Origin of the sequence: Microbacterium sp. TPU 3598, assembly GCF_002356155.1 — a bacterium.
Taxonomy (GTDB): Bacteria; Actinomycetota; Actinomycetes; order Actinomycetales; family Microbacteriaceae; genus Microbacterium; species Microbacterium maritypicum_A.
The window spans coordinates 784,729-804,223 of sequence record NZ_AP017975.1; the positions used below are offsets into that span (position 1 = coordinate 784,729).

16 protein-coding genes are annotated in these 19,495 nt (G+C 69.4%); 11 read left to right on the forward strand and 5 right to left on the reverse strand.

Features of this window, described 5'->3' with window-relative positions:
• Positions 1-415 precede the first annotated feature (415 nt).
• The 4 genes from MST3598_RS03610 to MST3598_RS03625 are packed head-to-tail and all read left to right on the forward strand — an operon-like array spanning position 416 to position 5,560.
• On the forward strand, positions 416-1,876 hold the full coding sequence (locus tag MST3598_RS03610; protein ID WP_021198157.1) for a pyridoxal phosphate-dependent decarboxylase family protein: 1,461 nt from the start codon (positions 416-418) through the stop codon (positions 1,874-1,876).
• Complete coding sequence (locus MST3598_RS03615; protein ID WP_036271672.1) at positions 1,873-3,198, forward strand: lysine N(6)-hydroxylase/L-ornithine N(5)-oxygenase family protein; 1,326 nt, start codon at positions 1,873-1,875, stop codon at positions 3,196-3,198. Before MST3598_RS03610 ends, MST3598_RS03615 begins: the two co-directional genes overlap by 4 nt.
• Positions 3,195-3,776, forward strand: coding sequence for a GNAT family N-acetyltransferase (locus MST3598_RS03620; RefSeq protein ID WP_081860145.1), 582 nt, complete (start codon positions 3,195-3,197; stop codon positions 3,774-3,776). The genes MST3598_RS03615 and MST3598_RS03620 overlap by 4 nt, the downstream gene beginning before the upstream one ends.
• Entirely contained in the window at positions 3,773-5,560 is a 1,788-nt protein-coding gene (locus MST3598_RS03625) for an IucA/IucC family protein (RefSeq protein WP_081860146.1), read from the forward strand. Before MST3598_RS03620 ends, MST3598_RS03625 begins: the two co-directional genes overlap by 4 nt.
• A 96-nt stretch (positions 5,561-5,656) precedes the next feature.
• Here MST3598_RS03625 and MST3598_RS03630 read toward each other — a convergent pair whose 3' ends face one another.
• On the reverse strand, positions 5,657-6,592 hold the full coding sequence (locus MST3598_RS03630) for a LysR family transcriptional regulator (RefSeq protein ID WP_021198155.1): 936 nt from the start codon (positions 6,590-6,592) through the stop codon (positions 5,657-5,659).
• 71 nt (positions 6,593-6,663) lie between these two features.
• Here MST3598_RS03630 and MST3598_RS03635 point away from each other — a divergent pair, with 71 nt between their 5' ends.
• On the forward strand, positions 6,664-8,394 hold the full coding sequence (locus MST3598_RS03635; RefSeq protein WP_021198154.1) for an L-aspartate oxidase: 1,731 nt from the start codon (positions 6,664-6,666) through the stop codon (positions 8,392-8,394).
• Positions 8,395-8,496: 102 nt separating this feature from the next.
• Entirely contained in the window at positions 8,497-9,291 is a 795-nt protein-coding gene (locus tag MST3598_RS03640) for an APH(3'') family aminoglycoside O-phosphotransferase (protein WP_029259697.1), read from the forward strand.
• A 14-nt stretch (positions 9,292-9,305) separates the two neighbouring features.
• On the opposite strand, the gene MST3598_RS03645 is transcribed toward MST3598_RS03640, so the two are convergent.
• Positions 9,306-9,602: a hypothetical protein gene (locus tag MST3598_RS03645; protein WP_029259698.1), complete on the reverse strand. Its 297-nt coding sequence runs from the start codon at positions 9,600-9,602 to the stop codon at positions 9,306-9,308.
• Between the two features lie 127 nt (positions 9,603-9,729).
• Between MST3598_RS03645 and MST3598_RS03650 the strand changes: the two genes are divergently transcribed.
• From MST3598_RS03650 to MST3598_RS03670, 5 genes are all read left to right on the forward strand, one after another.
• Positions 9,730-11,226 carry an L-serine ammonia-lyase, iron-sulfur-dependent, subunit alpha gene (locus MST3598_RS03650; protein ID WP_029259699.1) on the forward strand — a complete coding sequence of 499 codons (1,497 nt, stop codon included), beginning with the start codon at positions 9,730-9,732 and terminating at the stop codon, positions 11,224-11,226.
• Positions 11,227-11,294: 68 nt separating this feature from the next.
• On the forward strand, positions 11,295-12,047 hold the full coding sequence (locus tag MST3598_RS03655; RefSeq protein WP_029259700.1) for an AAA family ATPase: 753 nt from the start codon (positions 11,295-11,297) through the stop codon (positions 12,045-12,047).
• A 42-nt stretch (positions 12,048-12,089) separates the two neighbouring features.
• Positions 12,090-12,686, forward strand: a complete 597-nt coding sequence (locus MST3598_RS03660) for a TetR/AcrR family transcriptional regulator (protein WP_029259701.1) — start codon at positions 12,090-12,092, stop codon at positions 12,684-12,686.
• Positions 12,687-12,757: 71 nt separating this feature from the next.
• Positions 12,758-13,543: an ABC transporter ATP-binding protein gene (locus MST3598_RS03665; RefSeq protein WP_036271673.1), complete on the forward strand. Its 786-nt coding sequence runs from the start codon at positions 12,758-12,760 to the stop codon at positions 13,541-13,543.
• Positions 13,540-14,274 (forward strand): ABC transporter permease, encoded by a 735-nt coding sequence (locus tag MST3598_RS03670; protein WP_029259703.1) that lies wholly within the window; start codon positions 13,540-13,542, stop codon positions 14,272-14,274. Before MST3598_RS03665 ends, MST3598_RS03670 begins: the two co-directional genes overlap by 4 nt.
• Positions 14,275-14,293: 19 nt before the next feature.
• On the opposite strand, the gene hrpB is transcribed toward MST3598_RS03670, so the two are convergent.
• The 3 genes from hrpB to MST3598_RS03685 form a co-directional block, all read right to left on the reverse strand.
• Complete coding sequence (gene hrpB, locus MST3598_RS03675) at positions 14,294-16,849, reverse strand: ATP-dependent helicase HrpB (protein ID WP_029259704.1); 2,556 nt, start codon at positions 16,847-16,849, stop codon at positions 14,294-14,296.
• A gap of 207 nt (positions 16,850-17,056) precedes the next feature.
• Positions 17,057-18,673: an SPFH domain-containing protein gene (locus tag MST3598_RS03680; protein ID WP_029259705.1), complete on the reverse strand. Its 1,617-nt coding sequence runs from the start codon at positions 18,671-18,673 to the stop codon at positions 17,057-17,059.
• A gap of 244 nt (positions 18,674-18,917) precedes the next feature.
• Positions 18,918-19,346: a MarR family winged helix-turn-helix transcriptional regulator gene (locus tag MST3598_RS03685; protein WP_021198144.1), complete on the reverse strand. Its 429-nt coding sequence runs from the start codon at positions 19,344-19,346 to the stop codon at positions 18,918-18,920.
• Positions 19,347-19,495 lie beyond the last annotated feature (149 nt).

The following is a 19,495-nucleotide window of genomic DNA, read 5'->3' on the forward strand; positions in this document are numbered from 1 at the left end:
GCACACGTCCCAGACGGACTCCGGGCACTCCCCGCTCCCGAGGGGCGACCAGTGCTCACAGTCTCGCTCTGAGCACTCGAAGGGGACGACGGTCATCTGAACCTTGTGGTGCACGCTCACGCGGTCACCGCCTCAGCCATGCTCCAGAGCGCCCACTCGTCATCGAGTCCAAGGCCCTCCTCGACTACCAACCAGAAGGTTAGGGGTTCGAGTCCCTTCGGGCGCACACTGTGTTGAGACAGTGAAGGAACGGCTTCCACTTCGGCGGGGGCCGTTTCTGCGTTTCTGCCCGCTGTCATCGGTCCTCGATGCTGCCGCATCCGCCCACGTCCGCATCCGCCCACGTCGCGAGTTTTTCTATACAGTCCAAAAATCATATGTAGGATAGGCAAACCTAACTTAGGAGTTGTCCATCGTGACTGAGTTGCTCACTTCCTCGACCGTCGACGTCTACCGCTCCCAGATCGCACGCACGGCGTCTCGGGTGGCCGCAAGGTTCACCGAAACCACACAACCCACGTCCGGCGCCTCGCTCGCAGAACTGCAGAAACTCGTCGATCGGGTCGACCTCGCCGGCTCCGGCATCGGCACCGCGTCGGCCATCCGTGAGATCGATGATCTCTTCCTCGCCCACGCCGTGTGGTTTCACCACCCCCTGTATGCGGCGCACCTGAACTGCCCGGTGGCGCTCCCCGCCGTCGCGGCCGAGACGATCCTCGCCGCGGTCAACACCTCGGTCGACACCTACGATCAGTCGACGGTGGGCACGCTGATGGAGCGTCGGCTGATCGAGGCCGTGACGGGATGGGTGGGGTTCGCCTCGGGCGACGGCATCTTCACCTCTGGGGGCACGCAGTCGAACCTCCATGCGCTGTTCCTCGCCAGAGAGGCGGCACTGGCGGCGGTCGGCGGCTCGCGTACGACGTCGATGTCTCGCTTGGTCGTCTTCGCCACGGCATCCAGTCATTTCAGCGTCGGCAAGTCGTCGCTGCTGCTCGGCCTCGCCGACGATGCGGTCATCGAGGTGGCCGACGACAGCGCAGGGCGGATGCTTCCGGCTGACCTCGATGCGGCGGTCTCTGCGGCTGTGGCGGAGGGACGGGTGCCCATCGCCGTCGTCGCCACCGCAGGCACGACCGACCGCGGCGTGATCGACCCGCTCGCGAGCATCGCCGCGGTGTGCGACGCCCGCGGTCTGTGGCTGCACGTCGACGCTGCCTACGGAGGAGGACTCCTGGTCTCGTCCCGGCGCCGGCACCTTCTTGCAGGCATCGAACGGGCACGGTCCGTCACCGTCGATTTCCACAAGAGCTTCTTCCAGCCCGTCTCCTCCAGCGCCCTGCTCGTGCGCGACCCCCGGGATCTGGTTGCGGGCGCCTGGCACGCCGATTACCTCAACCCGCGGGAGAATGACGAACCCAATCAGGTGGACAAGTCGCTGCAGACCACGCGCCGTTTCGACGCGCTGAAGCTGTGGGCGACGCTCCGATCGATGGGGACGGCGCAGGTCGGCGAGCTGTTCGACGCGGTCATCGATCTCGCCACGGCCGCCGGCGATCTGGTCGACGCCGATCCCGAACTCGAGCTGGTGGGTCGCACCCAGCTCAGCACCGTGCTCTTCCGCGCGCGTCCCGGGGATGTGCCGCCCGCAGTGCAGGATGAGCTCGTCGCGGGGGTCCGGCGCGTGCTCTTCGAATCCGGCCGTGCACTCGTCGCGAAGACGGTGATCGACGGACGGCCCTGCCTGAAACTGACTCTCCTCAACCCGGAAGCCACCCTCGACGACGTCCGAACGATCCTGGACATCGTGAAGGACGCGGCGACTGCTCTCGCGGGCATATCGCCGGATCTCGTCGCCGCGGAGGCGACGGCATGACCGCGCACGTGCACGACGTCGTCGGCATCGGCATCGGCCCGTTCAACCTGGGGCTCGCCTGTCTCGCGGATCCGCTCGGGGTGGACGCGGTGTTCCTCGACCGTGCGGAATGCTTCCGATGGCACCCCGGGATGATGATCGAGGGCTCGACCATCCAGGTGCCGTTCCTGGCCGACCTGGTCACCATGGCCGATCCCACCTCGCGCTTCTCCTTCCTCAACTGGTTGAAGCAATCGGGGCGGCTCTACCCGTTCTACATCCGTGAGAGCTTCTATGCGCTGCGTACCGAATATGACGCGTACTGCCGCTGGGCGGCCGAGCAGCTGCACCAGCTGCACTGGAATCACGAGGTCGTGCGGGTCGAGCATGACCCTGTCGACGACGTCTACATCGTGCAGGCGATGCGCACCGACACCGGCGAGGAGCGCACACTGCGCGCCCGACACGTCGTCGTCGGGGTCGGCACGAGCCCCACGATCCCGACGGCTCTCCGCGACATCTCCGGCCGTGCCGTGCACAGCTCGGCATACCTGGAGAATCGTGATGCGCTTCGTGCGACGGATTCGATCACGGTGGTCGGCAGCGGCCAGTCGGCGGCCGAGATCTACCGCGATCTCCTCGAGGGTGCGCGCGACGGCGGCTATCGTCTCGACTGGATCACCCGGTCGCCGCGGTTCTTCCCCATGGAGTACACGAAGCTCACCCTGGAGATGACCTCACCGGAGTACACCGATCACTTCCATGGCCTTCCCCTCGCGCTGCGGCAGCACCTGAGTCGGGAGCAGCGGAGCCTCTACAAGGGTGTCTCCGCCGACCTCATCGACGACATCTACGACACCCTCTATCGGCTCAGCGCCGAAGGTGCAGTGCCCACGACGCTCCTCGCCGACACCGAGGTCACCGCCGCCGAGTGGGACGGCGTGCGCTTCCGGCTCTCGTTGCGGCACGGCCAGCTCGGAGAGCAGCACGACAGGGAGACGGCCTCGCTCATCCTCGCCACGGGGTACTCTGCCCAGACGCCGCCTTTCCTGCAGGGCATCGCCGACCGTCTGGACTGGGATGCCCTGGGCAGGATGGACGTCGCGCGCGACTACAGCGTCGACGGCGGACGGGCGCGGGTCTTCGTGCAGAACGGTGAAGAGCACACCCATGGGTTGACCGCCCCGGACCTCGGCTTCGGCGCCTGGCGCAACTCGTCGATCCTCTCGTCGATCCTCGGTCGAGACGTCTACCCGATCGAGCGCCGCATCGCGTTCCAGGACTTCGGTGTCCCCGCCGATGCCCTCCGGGAGTCCACCGTGCCCGGGGCGGTCGTGCGATGACGACGACGACCGGGATCGGAGTATCGCTCACCGTCGCCAGCCCCCTTCGGGACGCGGCTATCCTGCACCGCTGGCTGGCCGATCCCCATTCGGCGTACTGGGGCATGACCGACCTGGATGTCCCCGCCGTCGCGGCCTATCTCGCCGCTGTCGATGCTGATCCCGCCCAGCAGGCGTGGCTCGGGCTGGTCGACGAGGTCCCGCTGTTCTACGCCGAGACCTATGACCCGGCGCAGGTGCTGCTGACAGAGGTCCACGACGCGGTGCCGGGCGACATCGGCATACACGTCCTGGTGTCGCCTCCGGGCGAGGACCCCCGACACGGGCTGACCGATGCGGTGTTCGCCGCCGTGATGTCGTGGTGCTTCGATGAGCTCGGCGCGGAGCGCGTGGTCGTCGAACCGGATGTGCGCAACGCGCGCATCCGCGCGAAGAACGTGCGCGCCGGCTTCGAAGAGGTGCGCCACGTCGTCATCGACGAGGGCGGGCACCTCAAGACCGCGATGCTCTCGGTGTGCACCCGCGCCGGCTTCGCGGCGTCCGAACTGATCCGCCTCGACCGAGAGGGACGCGCATGATCGCCCCCGCCGCCCACCTGACGATCGATTCGCTGGAGCGCGCACAGCGTCACCTGGTGGCCAAGGCTCTCGCGGAGTTCAGCCACGAACGGCTGATCGCCCCGGAGCCCTCCGGCGATGGTTGGCGCGTCGGTGTGCCTTCCTCCGCCGTCGAGTACCGGTTCCGCGCCATGCGTACCGAGCTGGAGCACTGGATCATCGAGGAGAGCAGCGTCCGTCGCCTCATCGACGGTGCGGATGCCGTGCTGGACGCGCAGCAGCTGATCCTCGAGCTGCAGCCGACCCTCGGCCTGTCGGATGAGCTTCTCCCGTTGTACCTGGAAGAGATCGCCTCCACGCTCGCCGGCTCGATGTTCAAGATCGCGCGGGGTGGGCCGTCGGCGCGGGAGCTGGCCGGCGCCGACTTCCAGACGATCGAGGCGGCGATGACCGAGGGGCACCCTGGTTTCGTCGCGAACAACGGGCGCATCGGCTTCGGTGTCTCGGATCATGCCACCTTCGCTCCCGAGTCCGCCCGGTCGTTCCGCCTGGTGTGGGTCGCCGCGCGGCGGTCAGCATCGCATCTGGCCCTCGGCGCCGATCTCACCGAGGAGACCCTGCTTTCGGGCGAGTTGAGTCCGACCGAACGCGATCGCTTCGCCACCCGTCTTCGCGACCTCGGCGAGGAGCCGGCCGACTTCCACCTGCTGCCGGTGCACCCGTGGCAGTGGGAGAACCGCGTGACCATCACCTTCGCTCCCGACCTCGCCCGACGCGACCTCGTCTACATCGGCGAGAGCGAAGACGACTACCGCGCCCAGCAATCGGTGCGCACCATGTTCAACGTCTCGCATCCGCATCGGCACTACGTGAAGACGGCTCTCGCTGTGCAGAACATGGGGTTCCTTCGGGGGCTCTCTCCGGCGTACATGCGCGTCACACCCGCGATCAACGACTGGGTGGCCGAGCTCGTGGCCGCCGACCCGACATTCGCGGATGCCGGCTTCCGAGTGCTCCGGGAGCGCGCGTCGATCGGCTACACGGGCGACGTGTACCACCGCACCGCACAGCCGTCCGCCCACCGCAAGATGCTGGCCGCCCTCTGGCGTGAGAGCCCTGTGCCGTTGGCAGCCGGGGCTGAGCGACTGGCGACTCTGGCGTCGCTCCTGCATCGCGACAGCGAGGGTGTCTCGGTGGTCACCACGCTCATCCGTGCTTCCGGTATCCCCGCGACCGCGTGGGTCCACCGGTTCCTTCGCGCGTATCTCCGGCCGATCGTGCACAGCCTGCTGGCCCACGATCTCGCGTTCATGCCGCACGGCGAGAACCTCATCCTCATCCTCGAGGGGAACGTGCCGACCGGTGTGTTCATGAAGGACATCGGTGAGGAAGTCGCGCTCCTGTCCGAGCGCACGCTGCCGGAGGAGGTGCGACGCATCGTCGCCCCCGTCGGCGACGAGGAGAAGGCGCTCGCCGTCTTCACCGACGTCTTCGATGGGGTGCTCCGGCACCTGGCGGGCATCCTCCACATCGACGGCACCCTGACTGAGGGGGACTTCTGGCGCCTGGTCGGGGAGACGGTCGATGAGCATGCCGATGGGCATCCCGACCTCGAGTCACTCGTCGACCTGCGGGCCGATGCATTCGCCCATTCGTGCCTGAATCGTCTGCAACTGCGCAACACGCTGCGCATGGTGGACCTCGCGGACCAGTCCGCTTCTCTGATGTACGCCGGAACGCTCGACAATCCCATCGGTCGGGCGCGCAGCTCGTCGCCGATTCCGCTGTCGCCCCAGGGAGGGTGAGCGGATGACCAGCGGTGGTTCGCGATGCCCTCGGCATTCCGCGCATCCGGGTGATGGATGGGCGGGACCGTGGATGTGCGGTCTCGCGGAGCGCGATCAGAGCAGGCTGGTGATCGCCGGGTCGCGGTCGGCGACGTCTGCGGCGGTGGCGACGATCACCTGGCGGATCGCGGCGACGGCGACGGCCGGCGTGACGTCTGCACGGTGGGCGAGGCTCACCGTGCGGGTCATCATGGGGTGCGTCAGTCGCACCGAACGAAGTGCGGGGCGATCGAGCAGAACCATGGCCGGCACCACCGCGACGCCGACGCCGCGCTCGACGAAACGCAGCACCGCATCCATCTCGGCGCCCTCGAGCACATGGGTGGGTCGGAGTCCCTCGGCGCGGAAAGCCGCATCGGTGGTGGCTCGAAGCTCGTAGGTCTCGTCGAGGGCGATCAGGGGGAGGGTGGCGAGGTGGTGAAGCGTCATCGACGCCGAACTCGACACCGGTGGCTCGCTCGCGGCCGAGACGACGACCAGCTCCTCGGTGAGGAGCGGGGTCCGCGTCAGGCTGAATCCAGAGGGAGGAGGTCCTTCGGACTCGGTGATGAGGGCGATGTCGACGGCGCCGACCGCGAGCTCCTCGACGAGCCGGCGAGAGCCGCTCTCCGTCAGGTGCAGATCGATGCCGGGATGCGCGGAATGGAAAGCGCGGATGGCCTCGGCGACCAGGCTGATGCAGAGTGTCGGAGGGGCGCCCAGGCGCACGCGTCCACGGCGGAGTCCGGCCAGCTCGCCCATCTCGTCACGGATGGCGTCGGCCTCGGCGAGCATGCGCTGCGCGCGGGGGAGGAGGGTCTCGCCGGCGGCCGTGAGAGCGATGTGGCCGCGTGCGCGGTGGAACAGTTCCGCGCCCAGTTCGCGCTCGAGCGTGGAGATCTGCCGGCTCAACGACGGCTGCGCCAGATGCAGGTGCTCGGAGGCGCGGGTGAAGTGTCCGAGACGCGCGACCTCGACGAACCCGCGGAGTTGCTCGAGGTTCATGACCATAGCCTACCCGCATCGTTTCAACTCGAACTATGCATTGGAGTTATTAGGATCCCCTAACTAGCGTGGATCGCATGGCTACGCGCGAACGACAGATATCCACCACGGTCCTCGTCATCGGCACTGGAGGGTCGGGTCTGCGGGCGGCGATCGAGATCGCCGAACACGGCGTGGACGTGCTCGCCGTGGGGAAACGACCGCGGCAGGATGCGCACACGTCGCTCGCCGCCGGCGGCATCAACGCGGCACTCGGCACGATGGATGCCGACGACAGCTGGCAGCAGCACGCAGCCGACACCATCAAGGAGAGCTACCTTCTCGCCAACCCGCACACCGTCGAGATCGTGACGCAGGGTGCCGAGCGTGGCATCCGCGACCTCGAGCGCTGGGGCATGGACTTCGCCCGCGAAGACGACGGCCGCATCTCGCAGCGCTTCTTCGGCGCCCACACCTTCCGCCGCACCGCGTTCGCCGGCGACTACACGGGCCTCGAGATCCAGCGCACCCTCGTGCGCAAGGCCGAGCAGCTCGAGGTCCCGATCCTCGACCACGTCTACATCACGCGCCTGCTCGTGCGCGACAACGTCGTGTTCGGCGCCTACGGCTTCGACCAGGCCGACGGCACCCGCTACCTCATCCACGCGGACGCCGTGATCCTCGCGGCGGGCGGACACAACCGCATCTGGCGCCGCACCTCGTCCCGCCGCGACGAGAACACCGGCGACTCCTTCCGTCTCGCGGTGGACGCCGGCGCGCGGCTCCGCGACCCCGAACTCGTGCAGTTCCATCCGTCGGGCATCATCGAGCCGGAGAGCGCAGCGGGAACCCTGATCTCCGAGGCCGCACGCGGTGAAGGCGGAATCCTCCGCAACGCCCTCGGCGAGCGATTCATGGCGAAGTACGACCCCGAGCGCATGGAGCTCTCGACCCGTGACCGCGTCGCGCTCGCCGCATACACCGAGATCCAGGAAGGGCGCGGCACCGAGAACGGCGGCGTCTGGCTCGACGTCTCGCACCTGCCGCGCGAGACGATCATGACCCGTCTGCCGCGCGTCTATCAGACGATGATGGAGCTGCAGATGCTCGACATCACGACCGATCCGATCGAGATCGCGCCGACCGCGCACTACTCGATGGGCGGCGTCTGGGTGCGTCCGGAAGACCACCAGACCGACGTCGACGGCCTCTATGCGATCGGCGAGGCGTCGAGCGGTCTGCACGGCGCGAATCGTCTCGGCGGCAACTCGCTCATCGAACTCCTCGTCTACGGACGCATCGTCGGTCAGGCGGCAATGGAGCATGCGGCGGGGCTCGACGCGCAGCGCCGGTCGGCGACCGCGGTGGCGGAAGCGCGGGCCGAGATCGACCATCTGCTGGCGGCGGAGGGGCGCGAGAACGTCCGTGCCCTGCAGCGCGCGATCCGCAACCTCATGACCGAGTACGCCGGTGTGGTGCGCTCGGAGGAGGGGCTGCGCGCCGGTCTCGCCGACCTCGACATGATCGAGGGGCGCATGGAGGACATCGGCATCCACCCCGACATCGCCGGGTTCCAGGATCTCGCGCATGCGTTCGACCTCAAGGCATCGGCACTCGCCGCCCGGGCCACCCTCGAGGCCGCGCTGGAGCGGCGGGAGACCCGCGGATGCCACAACCGCAGCGACTTCCCCGACACCGATCCCACGTTGCAGGTGAACCTGGTGTGGTCGCCGAAGGACGGCGTGACCCGTGAGGCGATCCCAGAGATCTCGCCGGAGATCGCGGAGCTCATGCGCGAGGTCGACACCGCGGGCAAGCTCGTCGAGTAAGAGCACACAGCGGCTGCTTCCGGTCGCACCTGCTGTCGTCCCGTCGACGATCGGGCAGCATCAGGTGCGACCGGAGCGGATCCGGTGCGGGAGGATGAGCAGATGCACATTCCCGCAGAACTGCTCCCCGATGGTGCGGACTGGCTGCCCGTGGAGAGTGGCGAGTCGGGCGCGGCCGTGCTTCGCGATGAGGCCGGTGGGCGATACGTCAAGGCGGTCCCCTCGTCGCAGGTGGACGAACTGGCGGCCGAGCGCGACCGGATCGCATGGCTCGCGAGCGTCGGCATCCCCGGTCCGTCGGTGATCGAGTGGCGTCTCACCGCGCACGGCGGTGCCCTCGTGACCTCTGCGGTGGAGGGAGTCCCCGCCGACCGGCTCGATGCGGCCGGTCTGCGTGCGGCGTGGCCGGCGATCGCCGACATCTTGCGGCGTCTCCACGCCGTCCCGGTGTCCGACTGCCCCTACGGCCGGGGAGTGGACGGGATGATGACGGCAGCCAGAGCGACGGTCGCCGAGGACCGGGTGCAGACCGAGTTCCTGCCCGTCGCGCTGCAGGATGTGCCGCCGTCGCGGATCCTCGCCGGCCTCGAGAGCGAGCTCCCGCGACGGATCGTCCAGGAGCAGGCAGAAGCGGTGGTCTGCCACGGCGACTTCTGCCTGCCGAACATCCTGATCGCGCCCGACGGCTCGCACGTCGCCGGACTCATCGATGTCGGCCGGCTCGGGCGTGCCGACCCCTACGCCGACATCGCCCTGCTCCTGGCGAACGCCCGCGAGACGTGGCCCGACGAGAGCACCGCCCGTCGGGCGGACGAGGACTTCGCTGCGCGGTACGGGATCGATCTCGACTCTGCCCGTCAGGACTTCTACCTGCGGCTCGACCCGCTGACCTGGTAGCGCGGTCGCGGGTCTCAGCCGGCCTGCGGCTCTTCCGTGTCGACCACGCCGATGCCGACCGCCTCGTGATCGGGCTCGGGCTCGTCGCGCTTCGGGGCCTTGGGTTCCTCGCCCGGGGCCTTCTCGGTGCTGGGCTCTTCGAGCTCATCGGTGCTGGGCACTTCACTCGGGTCGGCGTCTTCGGGGGAGTCGGCTTGTGCCGGTGTCGTGACCTCGCCGTCGCTCGTGTCGGAGGTCGGGGTGGGAGTCGGAGTCTGCGCCTCGGCGGAGAGCTCGTCGGTGGGCTCGGGCTCGGGAGTGCTGTCGGTCATGGGGGACCCCTTTCGATGATGTCGTCCGCTCAGGATGCCTCGGCGGCGGATGGGGCTGTAGGGGGTTGACGGGACGGCGAGTTAACCTCGGTGAACCGAAGTCGCCGATCCGGCGTAGCCTGGAGGGGTGACTGCGTACGTCTCGGCCTTCGACCTCTTCTCCATCGGAGTGGGGCCTTCGAGCTCCCATACGGTCGGACCGATGCGAGCGGCTCTCGACTTCGCACGACGACTCACTGCGACGGGCGTCCTGCCGCAGGTCACCCGCATCGGAAGCACACTGTACGGATCGCTCGGCGCGACGGGAATCGGGCACGGGACGCCGGATGCCGTCGTCGCCGGCCTCCGCGGACTCGCGCCGGAGACCTGCGACCCCGCCGAGGTGCGCTCGGCCTGGACCGACCTGCCGGCACAAGCCGTGATCCGCATCGACGGCGCGCACGACGTGCCCTTCGCGAAGGAGGACATCGTCTTCGCGCCGCGCACCCGGCTTCCCGGTCACCCGAACGCCATGACCATCACCGCCTGGGACTCCGCGGAGCAGGTCGTCGCCGAGGAGACCTACTACTCGGTGGGCGGCGGGTTCATCCGGCGCGATGGCGAGGAGGCGAAGCTCACGACCTCGGGATTCCCGTACTCGTACGCGGATGCCGCGTCGCTGCTCGCGCTCTGTGACGAGAACGGGCTCTCGATCGCCGAGGTGGCCCGACTCAACGAGACCTCGCTGCGCAGCGAGGAAGAGGTCGCGGCCGGCCTCGACGCGATCTGGGACGCGATGTCGGGGTGCGTGGATGCGGGTCTCCACGCCGACGGCACGCTTCCCGGCATCCTCAAGGTCAAGCGGCGGGCCGGAGTGATCCGCGGCCAGCTCGAAGAGGTCGAGGCCGACGGCCATCGTGAGCTTCCGGGTGAGTGGCTCGGCGCGTTCGCGCTCGCCGTCAACGAGGAGAACGCCGCGGGTGGCCGCGTAGTCACGGCGCCGACGAACGGTGCCGCCGGAATCCTCCCGGCCGTCGCGATGTACTGGTGGCGGTTCCTCGCCGACTCCGGACTCGGGGCGGGCAACGCGGTCACGCCCTACGGCGAGCTGGTCGGCAGCGCACTCCTCGGGTTCGAGTCGGACGTGCGCGCGGTGAGCGACGGGAGCGACCTCGACGAAGAGCAGACCGCCGAGGCGAACCGTCGCCGTGGCATCCGCCGCTTCCTGCTGACCGCGACGGCCCTCGGGTCGTTGTTCAAGGCCAACGCGTCGATCTCCGGCGCGGAGGGCGGATGCCAGGCCGAGGTCGGCTCCGCCTGCGCCATGGCAGCCGGCGGCCTGACGGCGGTGATGGGCGGCACGAACCGCCAGATCGAGAACGCCGCCGAGATCGCGATGGAGCACCACCTCGGTCTCACCTGCGACCCCATCGGCGGACTCGTGCAGATCCCGTGCATCGAGCGCAACGCGATCGCCGCGTCGACGGCCGTGACCGCCGCCCGCCTCGCCCTGCGCGGCGACGGCAGCCATTACGTCTCCCTGGATGCGGTCGTCGAGACCATGCGCCAGACCGGGGCCGACATGTCGACGAAGTACAAGGAGACCAGCGAGGGCGGCCTCGCGGTCAACGTCATCGAGTGCTGACGGTCCTCGGTCGCGCGGGTGTCCCCGGATGCCGGTAGCCTCCACGAGACGACACGCGGAGGAGCACGATGGATGAATTCTGGGAGCCGGCCTCCCTCCGTCGACGTCAGCAGCCCGTCGTGGCGGTGCGCCCGAACGACGACGCCCCCACACTCGGCGCAGGATGGCCGACGAGCATCCCCGCCGTCGCCCAGGTGCTGAGGGAGGGGATCGAACTCGACCCCGGCGTCACGTTCCTGGTCGGCGAGAACGGCAGCGGCAAGTCGACACTGGTCGAGGGGATCGCGATCGCCTATGGGCTCTCTCCCGAGGGCGGTTCCCGCCAGGCCAGGCACACCACGCGCGCGACCGAGTCGCCGTTGTCGGACTGGCTGCGGCTGCAGCGGGGCGTGGGGGCGAATCGGTGGGGTTTCTTCCTCCGCGCCGAGACGATGCACTCGTTCTACACCTACCTGGAGGAGAACCCCTCGGCCCGCGGCGACGTCCCGTTCCACGAGATGAGTCACGGCGAATCGTTCCTCGCCCTGCTGGAGAGCCGATTCGACGAGCCGGGCTTCTACTGCCTCGACGAGCCGGAGGCGGCGCTGTCCTTCAACTCGACGCTCGCGCTCATCGCCGTGCTCCGTCGCATCGCCGATGAGGGCGGCCAGGTGCTGTGCGCGACGCATTCGCCGGTGCTCGCTGCTCTTCCCGGCGCGAAGATCCTCGAAGTGGGGGAGTGGGGTGTGCGGCCGGCGGAGTGGGACGACCTCGAGATCGTGAACCACTGGCGCTCGTTCCTCGAGCATCCGACCCGCTACCTCCGCCATCTGCTCGACTGACTTGCGCGCCGTGCCCTCGTCGCGCGTCATAGGCTGACGGACATGACCGAGCAGAAGCCCGCGCGGCGGCGTGGCCGCCCCCGGGGCGTCTCCGACTCGCGAGCGCGCATCATCGCGGCTGCGGTCGACGACTTCGGTGAAAAAGGATACGACGGCGCGACGATCCGCTCCATCGCCGCCAGGGCCGGTGTGGATTCTGCCCTCGTGCATCACTACTTCGGCACCAAGGCCGATCTCTTCGCAGAAGCCGTGGGCATTCCGCTGCGACCGGATGTCGATGTGCCGGGGATCCTCGCGGGTCCGCGTGACGAGATCGGCGACCGGCTGATCCGGTACGTCCTCGAGGCGTTCGAGCAGCCCGAGGTGCGCCGTCGGGGAGTCATGCTGCTGCGCACCGCGATCGGCAGTCGGCTCACGACCCCGCTGCTGGCGGGCTTCCTGTCGCGCGAACTTCTCTCCCGGGTGGCTCGGCGCCTCGACGTCGACGACGCCGATCTGCGTGCCTCGCTCGTCGCCTCGCAGATCGCCGGGCTGCTGATCGCACGCTATGTGCTTCGGCTGCCGGCGCTTGCGGCGGCATCGATCGATGAACTCGTCTCCCGTCTCGGCCCGACCGTTCAGCGCTACCTCTTCGACTGACGCCGAACGTCGGCATCGGGTATGTGCGGATCCCGTTGACGCGGACGACGGGCGGGCGCATAATTCATCACATGATGAATAACTCCGCCGTCGAGATCGCGCAGCTGCGTGTGCGTCGCGGGGCGGTGCACGTGTTCGACGGGATCGACCTCGCGATCCCCCGCGGCCAGATCACGGGCCTGCTGGGCCCTTCCGGATGCGGCAAGACCACGCTCATGCGCTCGATCGTCGGCGTGCAGAGGATCGCCTCGGGCGAGGTGACGGTACTGGGCGAGCCGGGAGGGTCGCGACGGCTGCGGCACCGGGTCGCGTACGGCACGCAGGGGGCCTCGGTCTACGGCGATCTGAGTGTGCGTCAGAACCTCTTGTACTTCGCCTCGCTGCTCAAGGCGCCCAAGGGCGACGTCGATCGGGTCATCGACGAGGTGGGTCTCGGCCCGCAGGCGGGGCAACTCGTGGACTCTCTGAGCGGAGGGCAGGCGACGCGGGTGTCGCTCGCGGTGGCCCTCATCGGTGCGCCCGAGCTCGTCGTGTTGGACGAGCCGACGGTGGGACTCGACCCCGTGCTGCGCGCCGAGCTCTGGACCCTCTTCCGCGCCCTCGCGGATCGAGGGGTGACGCTCATCGTGTCGAGTCACGTGATGGACGAGGCCGTGCGCTGCGACCGGCTGCTGCTGATGCGCGAGGGGCGGATCATCGCCGACACGACTCCGACCTCGCTCCTCGCCGACACCGGCACGACCGACGCCGAGGCCGCGTTCCTCGTGCTGATCGAGCGCGACCGCGCGGCTGGTGTCGGCGACACGAGGCGATCGCGCCGAGAAGCGCGCGACCAGCAGGAGGGGGCCGGAGAATGAACGGCCGCCGGACGTTCGCCACCGCCGGACGCGTGCTCACCCAATTGCGGCACGACCCGCGGTCGATCGCGCTGATGCTCATCGCGCCGAGTCTGCTCGTGGGCCTCTTCGCCTGGCTGTTCAGCGATCAGGACGGCGTCTTCGATCAGTTCGGCGGCGCGATCCTGGCGCTGTTCCCGTTCATCGTGATGTTCCTCATCACCTCGATAACGACCCTGCGCGAGCGCCGTTCGGGCACCCTCGAACGCCTGATGACGACCCCGCTCGAGAGGGCCGACTTCATCCTCGGGTACGCGCTCGCGTTCGGTCTGATGGCTCTGCTGCAGGCGGTGATCACGGTGTCGTTCGCCGTCGGGGTGTGCGGGCTCGACGTCGAAGGTCCGCTCTGGCAGCTCGGCCTGGTCGCGGTGGTCGACGCGCTGCTCGGTACCGCGCTCGGTCTGCTCGCGAGCGCGTTCGCGCAGACCGAGTTCCAGGCGGTGCAGTTCATGCCGCTGCTGGTCTTCCCGCAGATCATCCTCGGCGGGCTCTTCATGCCGCGAGATCAGATGCCCGATGTGCTGCACGCGATCTCCGACTGGCTTCCGCTGAGCTACGCGATCGACACGATCAACGCGGTCGCCGCGGGCGACGAGGGGTGGGATGTCTTCGGTCCGCTGCTGATCGTCGTGGCCTTCGCGGTCGGCGCTCTCGTGCTCGCCTCGCTGACACTGCGGCGGCGCACCCGCTGACTCCCGTCCCGGTCGGTGTTCAGCGCGCGGCGCGGTTCTTGGTGTGCTTGGTCGGTGTGGCGGCCCACGGATCCTCGGGCCAGGGATGCCGCGGGTAGCGCCCCCGCATCTCGGCGCGGACCTGTGTGTAGGGGCCGGACCAGAACGAGGCGAGGTCGTCGGTGACCGCGAGCGGACGCCCCGCGGGGGACAGCAGGTGGAACAGCACCGGTACCCGTCCGTCGACGAGGCGGGGGGTCTCCGCCCAGCCGAAGCACTCCTGCAGCTTCACGGCGACGACAGGACGTGACGTCGGGTCGCCGTCGGGTTCGGGGTAGGTGATGCGGACGCGGGATCCGCTGGGCACCTCGAGGCGCTCCGGCACGAGGTCGTCGAGTCGCACCGCTTCGGGCCACGGCAGCAGCCGACGAAGAGCCGACAGCAGGTCCAGCCGGCCCACGGGGGTGCCGGCAGCGAGCGCGTCCAGCTCGGACGTCAGCCAGGTGTCGAGGGTCTCTATCAGTCCGGCGTCCGAGACATCGGGCCACGGATCGCCGAGCTCGCGTCGCAGCATCGCCAGACGGCGGCGCAGTCCGTCGGCGGCGTCGGGCCAGCTGAACAGCGTGAGTCCGTCGCGCCGGAGCACACGACGCACGGCATCCCGCCCCTCCTGGGCCGATGCCCGCACCGGCACCGATGTGCGCAGGATCGCACCGATCCGGCGTTCGCGTCGGGCCTGGACACGACCTCCGACGAGGTCTGCCTCGACGCGGTCGGTCATCAGGTGGCTGGCGGCCTGCTCCATCTGCAGTTCGGTGAGCGCCGCAGCGGAGCGGATGATCGCACCGGACCCGGCCGCCGCACGGCCGGAGGCACGGGTCACGTCGGCGACGGCGAGCCATTCGACGGCCGCGAGCGGGCCCGTCACCCCTGCGCGTGTCCCGGAGGCGAGCAGGTACGTCGCTCCGGTGGCGGTGCGCTCGACGCGGTGGGCGATGCGCTCGGGAAAAGCCAGCGCGATCACGAGGCCGACCCCGTCGAGGTCCGCGCGCACGCCCGGCGCCGGGCCGATCATGCGTTCGAGGCGGTTCGCGTCGTCTCGCCATCGGCGGGCGTCCGGGGTCCGCCCGTTTCTGAGGGCGATGAGGGCCCGCGCGATGTCGGCCTCGGGGCTTCGCAGATCGCCACCCACGAGCGCGACGACCTCAGCCGCGAGACGGCTGCCGACCGTCGGGCTGCCGTCGCGCAGAGCACGGGCCAGCCGGGGATCGGTCGGGATGCGCGCCAGTGCACGTCCCTCGGCGGTGGCGCGGCCCTCGTCGTCGATCGCGCCGAGGCCGTGCAGAACAGCGATGGCGTCGGCCAGGTGGGCGGCGGGCAACGGGTCGATCATCCGCAGGCCGGTTCCACCCGGGGCACCCCAGCACGCGAGCAGGAGCGCGGCATCGGCGAGGTCGACCACGGCCAACTCCGGCACCGGACGGGCGGGTGCCGCCGCGTACGAACGCTCGTCGACGCAGCGGATCACCGCGCCGGGGCCCTGGCGCGTGGCGCGTCCGGCCCGCTGCACGCACGACGAGCGAGGCGCAGCGCTGGTGACCAGGCCCGTCATGCCGCGGGCGGCGTCGCGCTGCGGATACCGCGACAGGCACGTGTCCACGACCAGACGGACGCCCGGCACGGTGAGCGAGGATTCGGCGAGCGACGTCGTGATGATGATGCGCGGACGGTCGTGCGGTGTACGGCCCCGGATCACGGCGTCCTGTTCGGCCGGGGGAACGCGGCCGTGCAGCTCCCGCACATCGAACCTGTCGCCGGCATCTCGGACGCGGCGGGCGATCTCCGCCACCTCGCGGGCACCGGGGGCGAAGACCAGCACGTCGGCATCGGGCTTCTCGCGGAGCAGATCCCGTGCCGCTGATACCGTGACCGCCGCGACGTGGTCGAGGAATCCCCACGTGACACCGCGCTCGTCGAGCCGGGGCACGGGGCTCGGTGCCCAGCGTTCGGCGAGAGGGAAGGCCGGGACGTCGTGGTCGACGATCGGCGCCGGTGTCGCATCCGTGGCGATGACGGAGGCGAGGCGTGTCGCGTCGAGGGTGGCGGACATCGCGATGACCATGAGGTCATCGCGCAGCTCCCGCACCTCGGAGAGCAGACCGATCAGCAGATCGGTCTCGAGCGCGCGCTCGTGCACCTCGTCGATGATCACGGCATCCACGCCGTCGAGCCCCGGGTCGTCGAGCATGCGTCGAAGCAGCACGCCGGCGGTGACGAACTCGACCCGTGTCTCCGGACCGGCCGCGCGCTCGCCGCGGACGGTGAAGCCGACGCGTGCGCCGAGGGTCGAGCCGTCGAGGTGGGCGAGTCGGCGGGCGGCGGCGCGGGCGGCGACACGGCGAGGCTGGGTGACGATCACCCGACCGCTGCGCCGTGAGGCCACGAGCGGCGGTACGAGTGTGGTCTTGCCGGTGCCCGGGGGCGCGGTCACGACGACCGACCCGCTCGTGTCGAGCGCGGCCGAGACCTCGTCGAGGGCGGCCGCGAACGAGAGCCCCGCGCCGATGGCGGCGAGGTCGAATGCGGCGGGGGTCATCCGTCCAGTCTGCCCGGTCGGGCGACGTCCGGAGCCGTTCGGAACTCAGGAGATCTGCGAGGGATTCGGCGGAGCGGGCAGTACGGCGCGTCCACGGGGGCAGGTGTCCTGAGTCGTGAACCGGGGACGGCGGTGCCCGCTCCGGAAACAGCGGATGCCGCGACCGGGTCGGTCGCGGCATCCGCCGAAGTGCTCTGCCTGCTCCGCCTACTCTGCTGTGGGAGATGCGGGGGTTGCGGAAGCGGGCGGTGGTGGAGTGGTCGGCGTCGACACCCGGGGCGCGGGTGCGGGTGCGGGCGGCGTAGCCTCGGCGACTCCTGCACCGAAGCCGCGGCCGACGGCCTGCCCCTGGATGATCCCGGCGAGGTCGAGCCCCGTTGCCGAGTGGACGCTGTCGAACACCGAGCGCAGGGCCTTCGCGCTGTCGGCGCCGACGACGTTCGAAGCGCCGTCTTCGCCGGAGCTGCCGATGATCGACACGTTGCCGATCGCCGCATAACCCTTGGAGAACTCGGCCATGATCGACGGCAGCACCTCGAGCACACGCTGCGAGAGGAACGCGTCCTGGTTCGAGGCGATGGCCTTCGCCTCCGCCTCGAGAGCGGCGGCGCGGGCATCACCCTCGGCGCGGATGGCGTCGGCCTCGGCGCTGGCGCGCAGACGGCGGGCTTCGGCCTCGGCTTCGGCCTGAGCACGCAGCGCGTTCGCCTCACCGCTGGCCTTGGCGATCGCGGCCGCGGCCTCACCGTCGGCACGAGCCTTGTCGGCCTGCGCCTGCTGCTCGGCGATGCGGGTACGGGCCTCGGCCTGCTTGACCTGCTCGATCGCGGCAGCCTCGGCGGCGCGCTCGCGCGTGTAGAGCTCGGCCTGTGCGCGGGTCTCGGCCTCATACCGCTGTGCATCGGCGACGCGCTTGACGTCGGCGTCGAGCTGGGCCTGCTTGTTCTCGGCCTGCTGCTGCAGAACGGCCTGCTCAGCCTGAGCACGAGCCAGCGCCTCGGCCTGCTCGGCTTCGGCACGGGCGCGGCCGATCCCGGAGTCGGAGTTGGCCGTGTTGGTGTCGAGCGCGGTCTGCTCGATCAGGTTGGCTTCCTTGTTGGCGATGTTCTTCTGGTTGATCGCACGGTCGGCGTTGGTCTGCGAGATTTCGGCGGCCTGACGCTTCGCCTGGATCTCGGGAGCGCCGAGGGACTGGATGTAGCCGACCTTGTCGGTGATGCCCTTGATCTGGAACGAGTCGAGGATCAGGCCCTGCTCGGCGAGCTCCTGCGAGACGTCGGCGGCGATCTGGTCGGAGAACTTCTTCCGCTCGCGCATCAGCTCGACGACGGAGAGCGTGGCGACGATGCCGCGGAGGGCACCTTCGAGCTGTTCGGTGGTGAACTGCTCGATGGCCTTGTCCTGCGAGGCGAAGCGCTCGGCCGCGCGGCGGACGTACAGCGGGTCGGAGCCGATCTTCACGATCGCGACGCCGTCGACGTTCAGTGTGACGCTGTCGAGCGACTGGGCCTCGGCGTTGAGGGACACCTGGCGCGAACGCAGGGAGATGATCTCGTGGCGTTGCGTGATCGGGTTGACGAGCGACTTGCCGTTCACGATGACCGTGACGGGCGACTCCGCCAGCTCGGAGCTGGTCGTGCCGTCGGCGGCGATGACCGCCCGCTGGATCTTCTGCTTGCGGCCCGAGATGACGAGTGCTTCGTCGGCTCGCGCGACCTTGATCCAGCTGCGTGCGAACAGCAGCAGGATGAGCAGCAGAACGACGGCGACGACGACCGCGATTCCGACGATGACGAGGATGCCGACGATTCCGGCGATCTCCATGAATGACCTCCCTGGTCCCCCGAAGGGGCGGTCCCGAGCGCGCCGTGGTGCGCGCCTTCGCCCCCCACCCTGCCAGAAATGCAGAGAGGCCGTTCCGGGGGGGCATCGTGGTGGGCGGGAAACTCCACGTCGGGAGGAAGGTCTTCGGCCATACGTCCGCCCGACGAGGAGATCTCCTCCTGCGGGGGTGCGGGCAGGGGCTGGTCAGGGTGTGCGGGCAGGGGAGGTGCCGAGGCCGAGGGCGTCAGCGGGCGCGGAGCTTCTCCGCGAGGTCGCGCAGGGCGCGCAGCTCGTCATCGTCGAGACGGGACATGCGGTCGGCGATCGAGCGTCCGTGCACGGTGGCGAGCGAGCGGAAGGCCCGGGCCCCCTCGTCCGTCGCCCGGATCAGCGCACCGCGACCGTCGTCGGGGTCGGCGCACTTCGCCACGAGTCCTCGTGTGACCATGCGGTCGACCAGGCGCGAGACGCTGGGCTGGCTGATCAGCATGTTCGAGGTGATGTCGCGCAGCCGCGCTGTCATGTCGGGGGAGCGGGTGACGGTGAGCAGCACGTCGTACTCTGCCTGCGCGATATCGCTGTGCTCGAAGTCGCTCATCATCTCGGTGAACAGCTCGTGCTGCGCGCGGAACAGGCTCTCCCAGGCCTCCAGGGCGAGCTTGCGATCGGTCATCCTCACAGAATAGTGCGAACAGTAAAGGGCCGGTCGGAGAGGCTCCCGACCGGCCCTTGTCCCTTGCACCAAGAGTGTCCTGCAATCACATGCGGTGGATGCCACAGCAAACATTCACCGTGTCATCACTGTATAACGGCGAGATAACG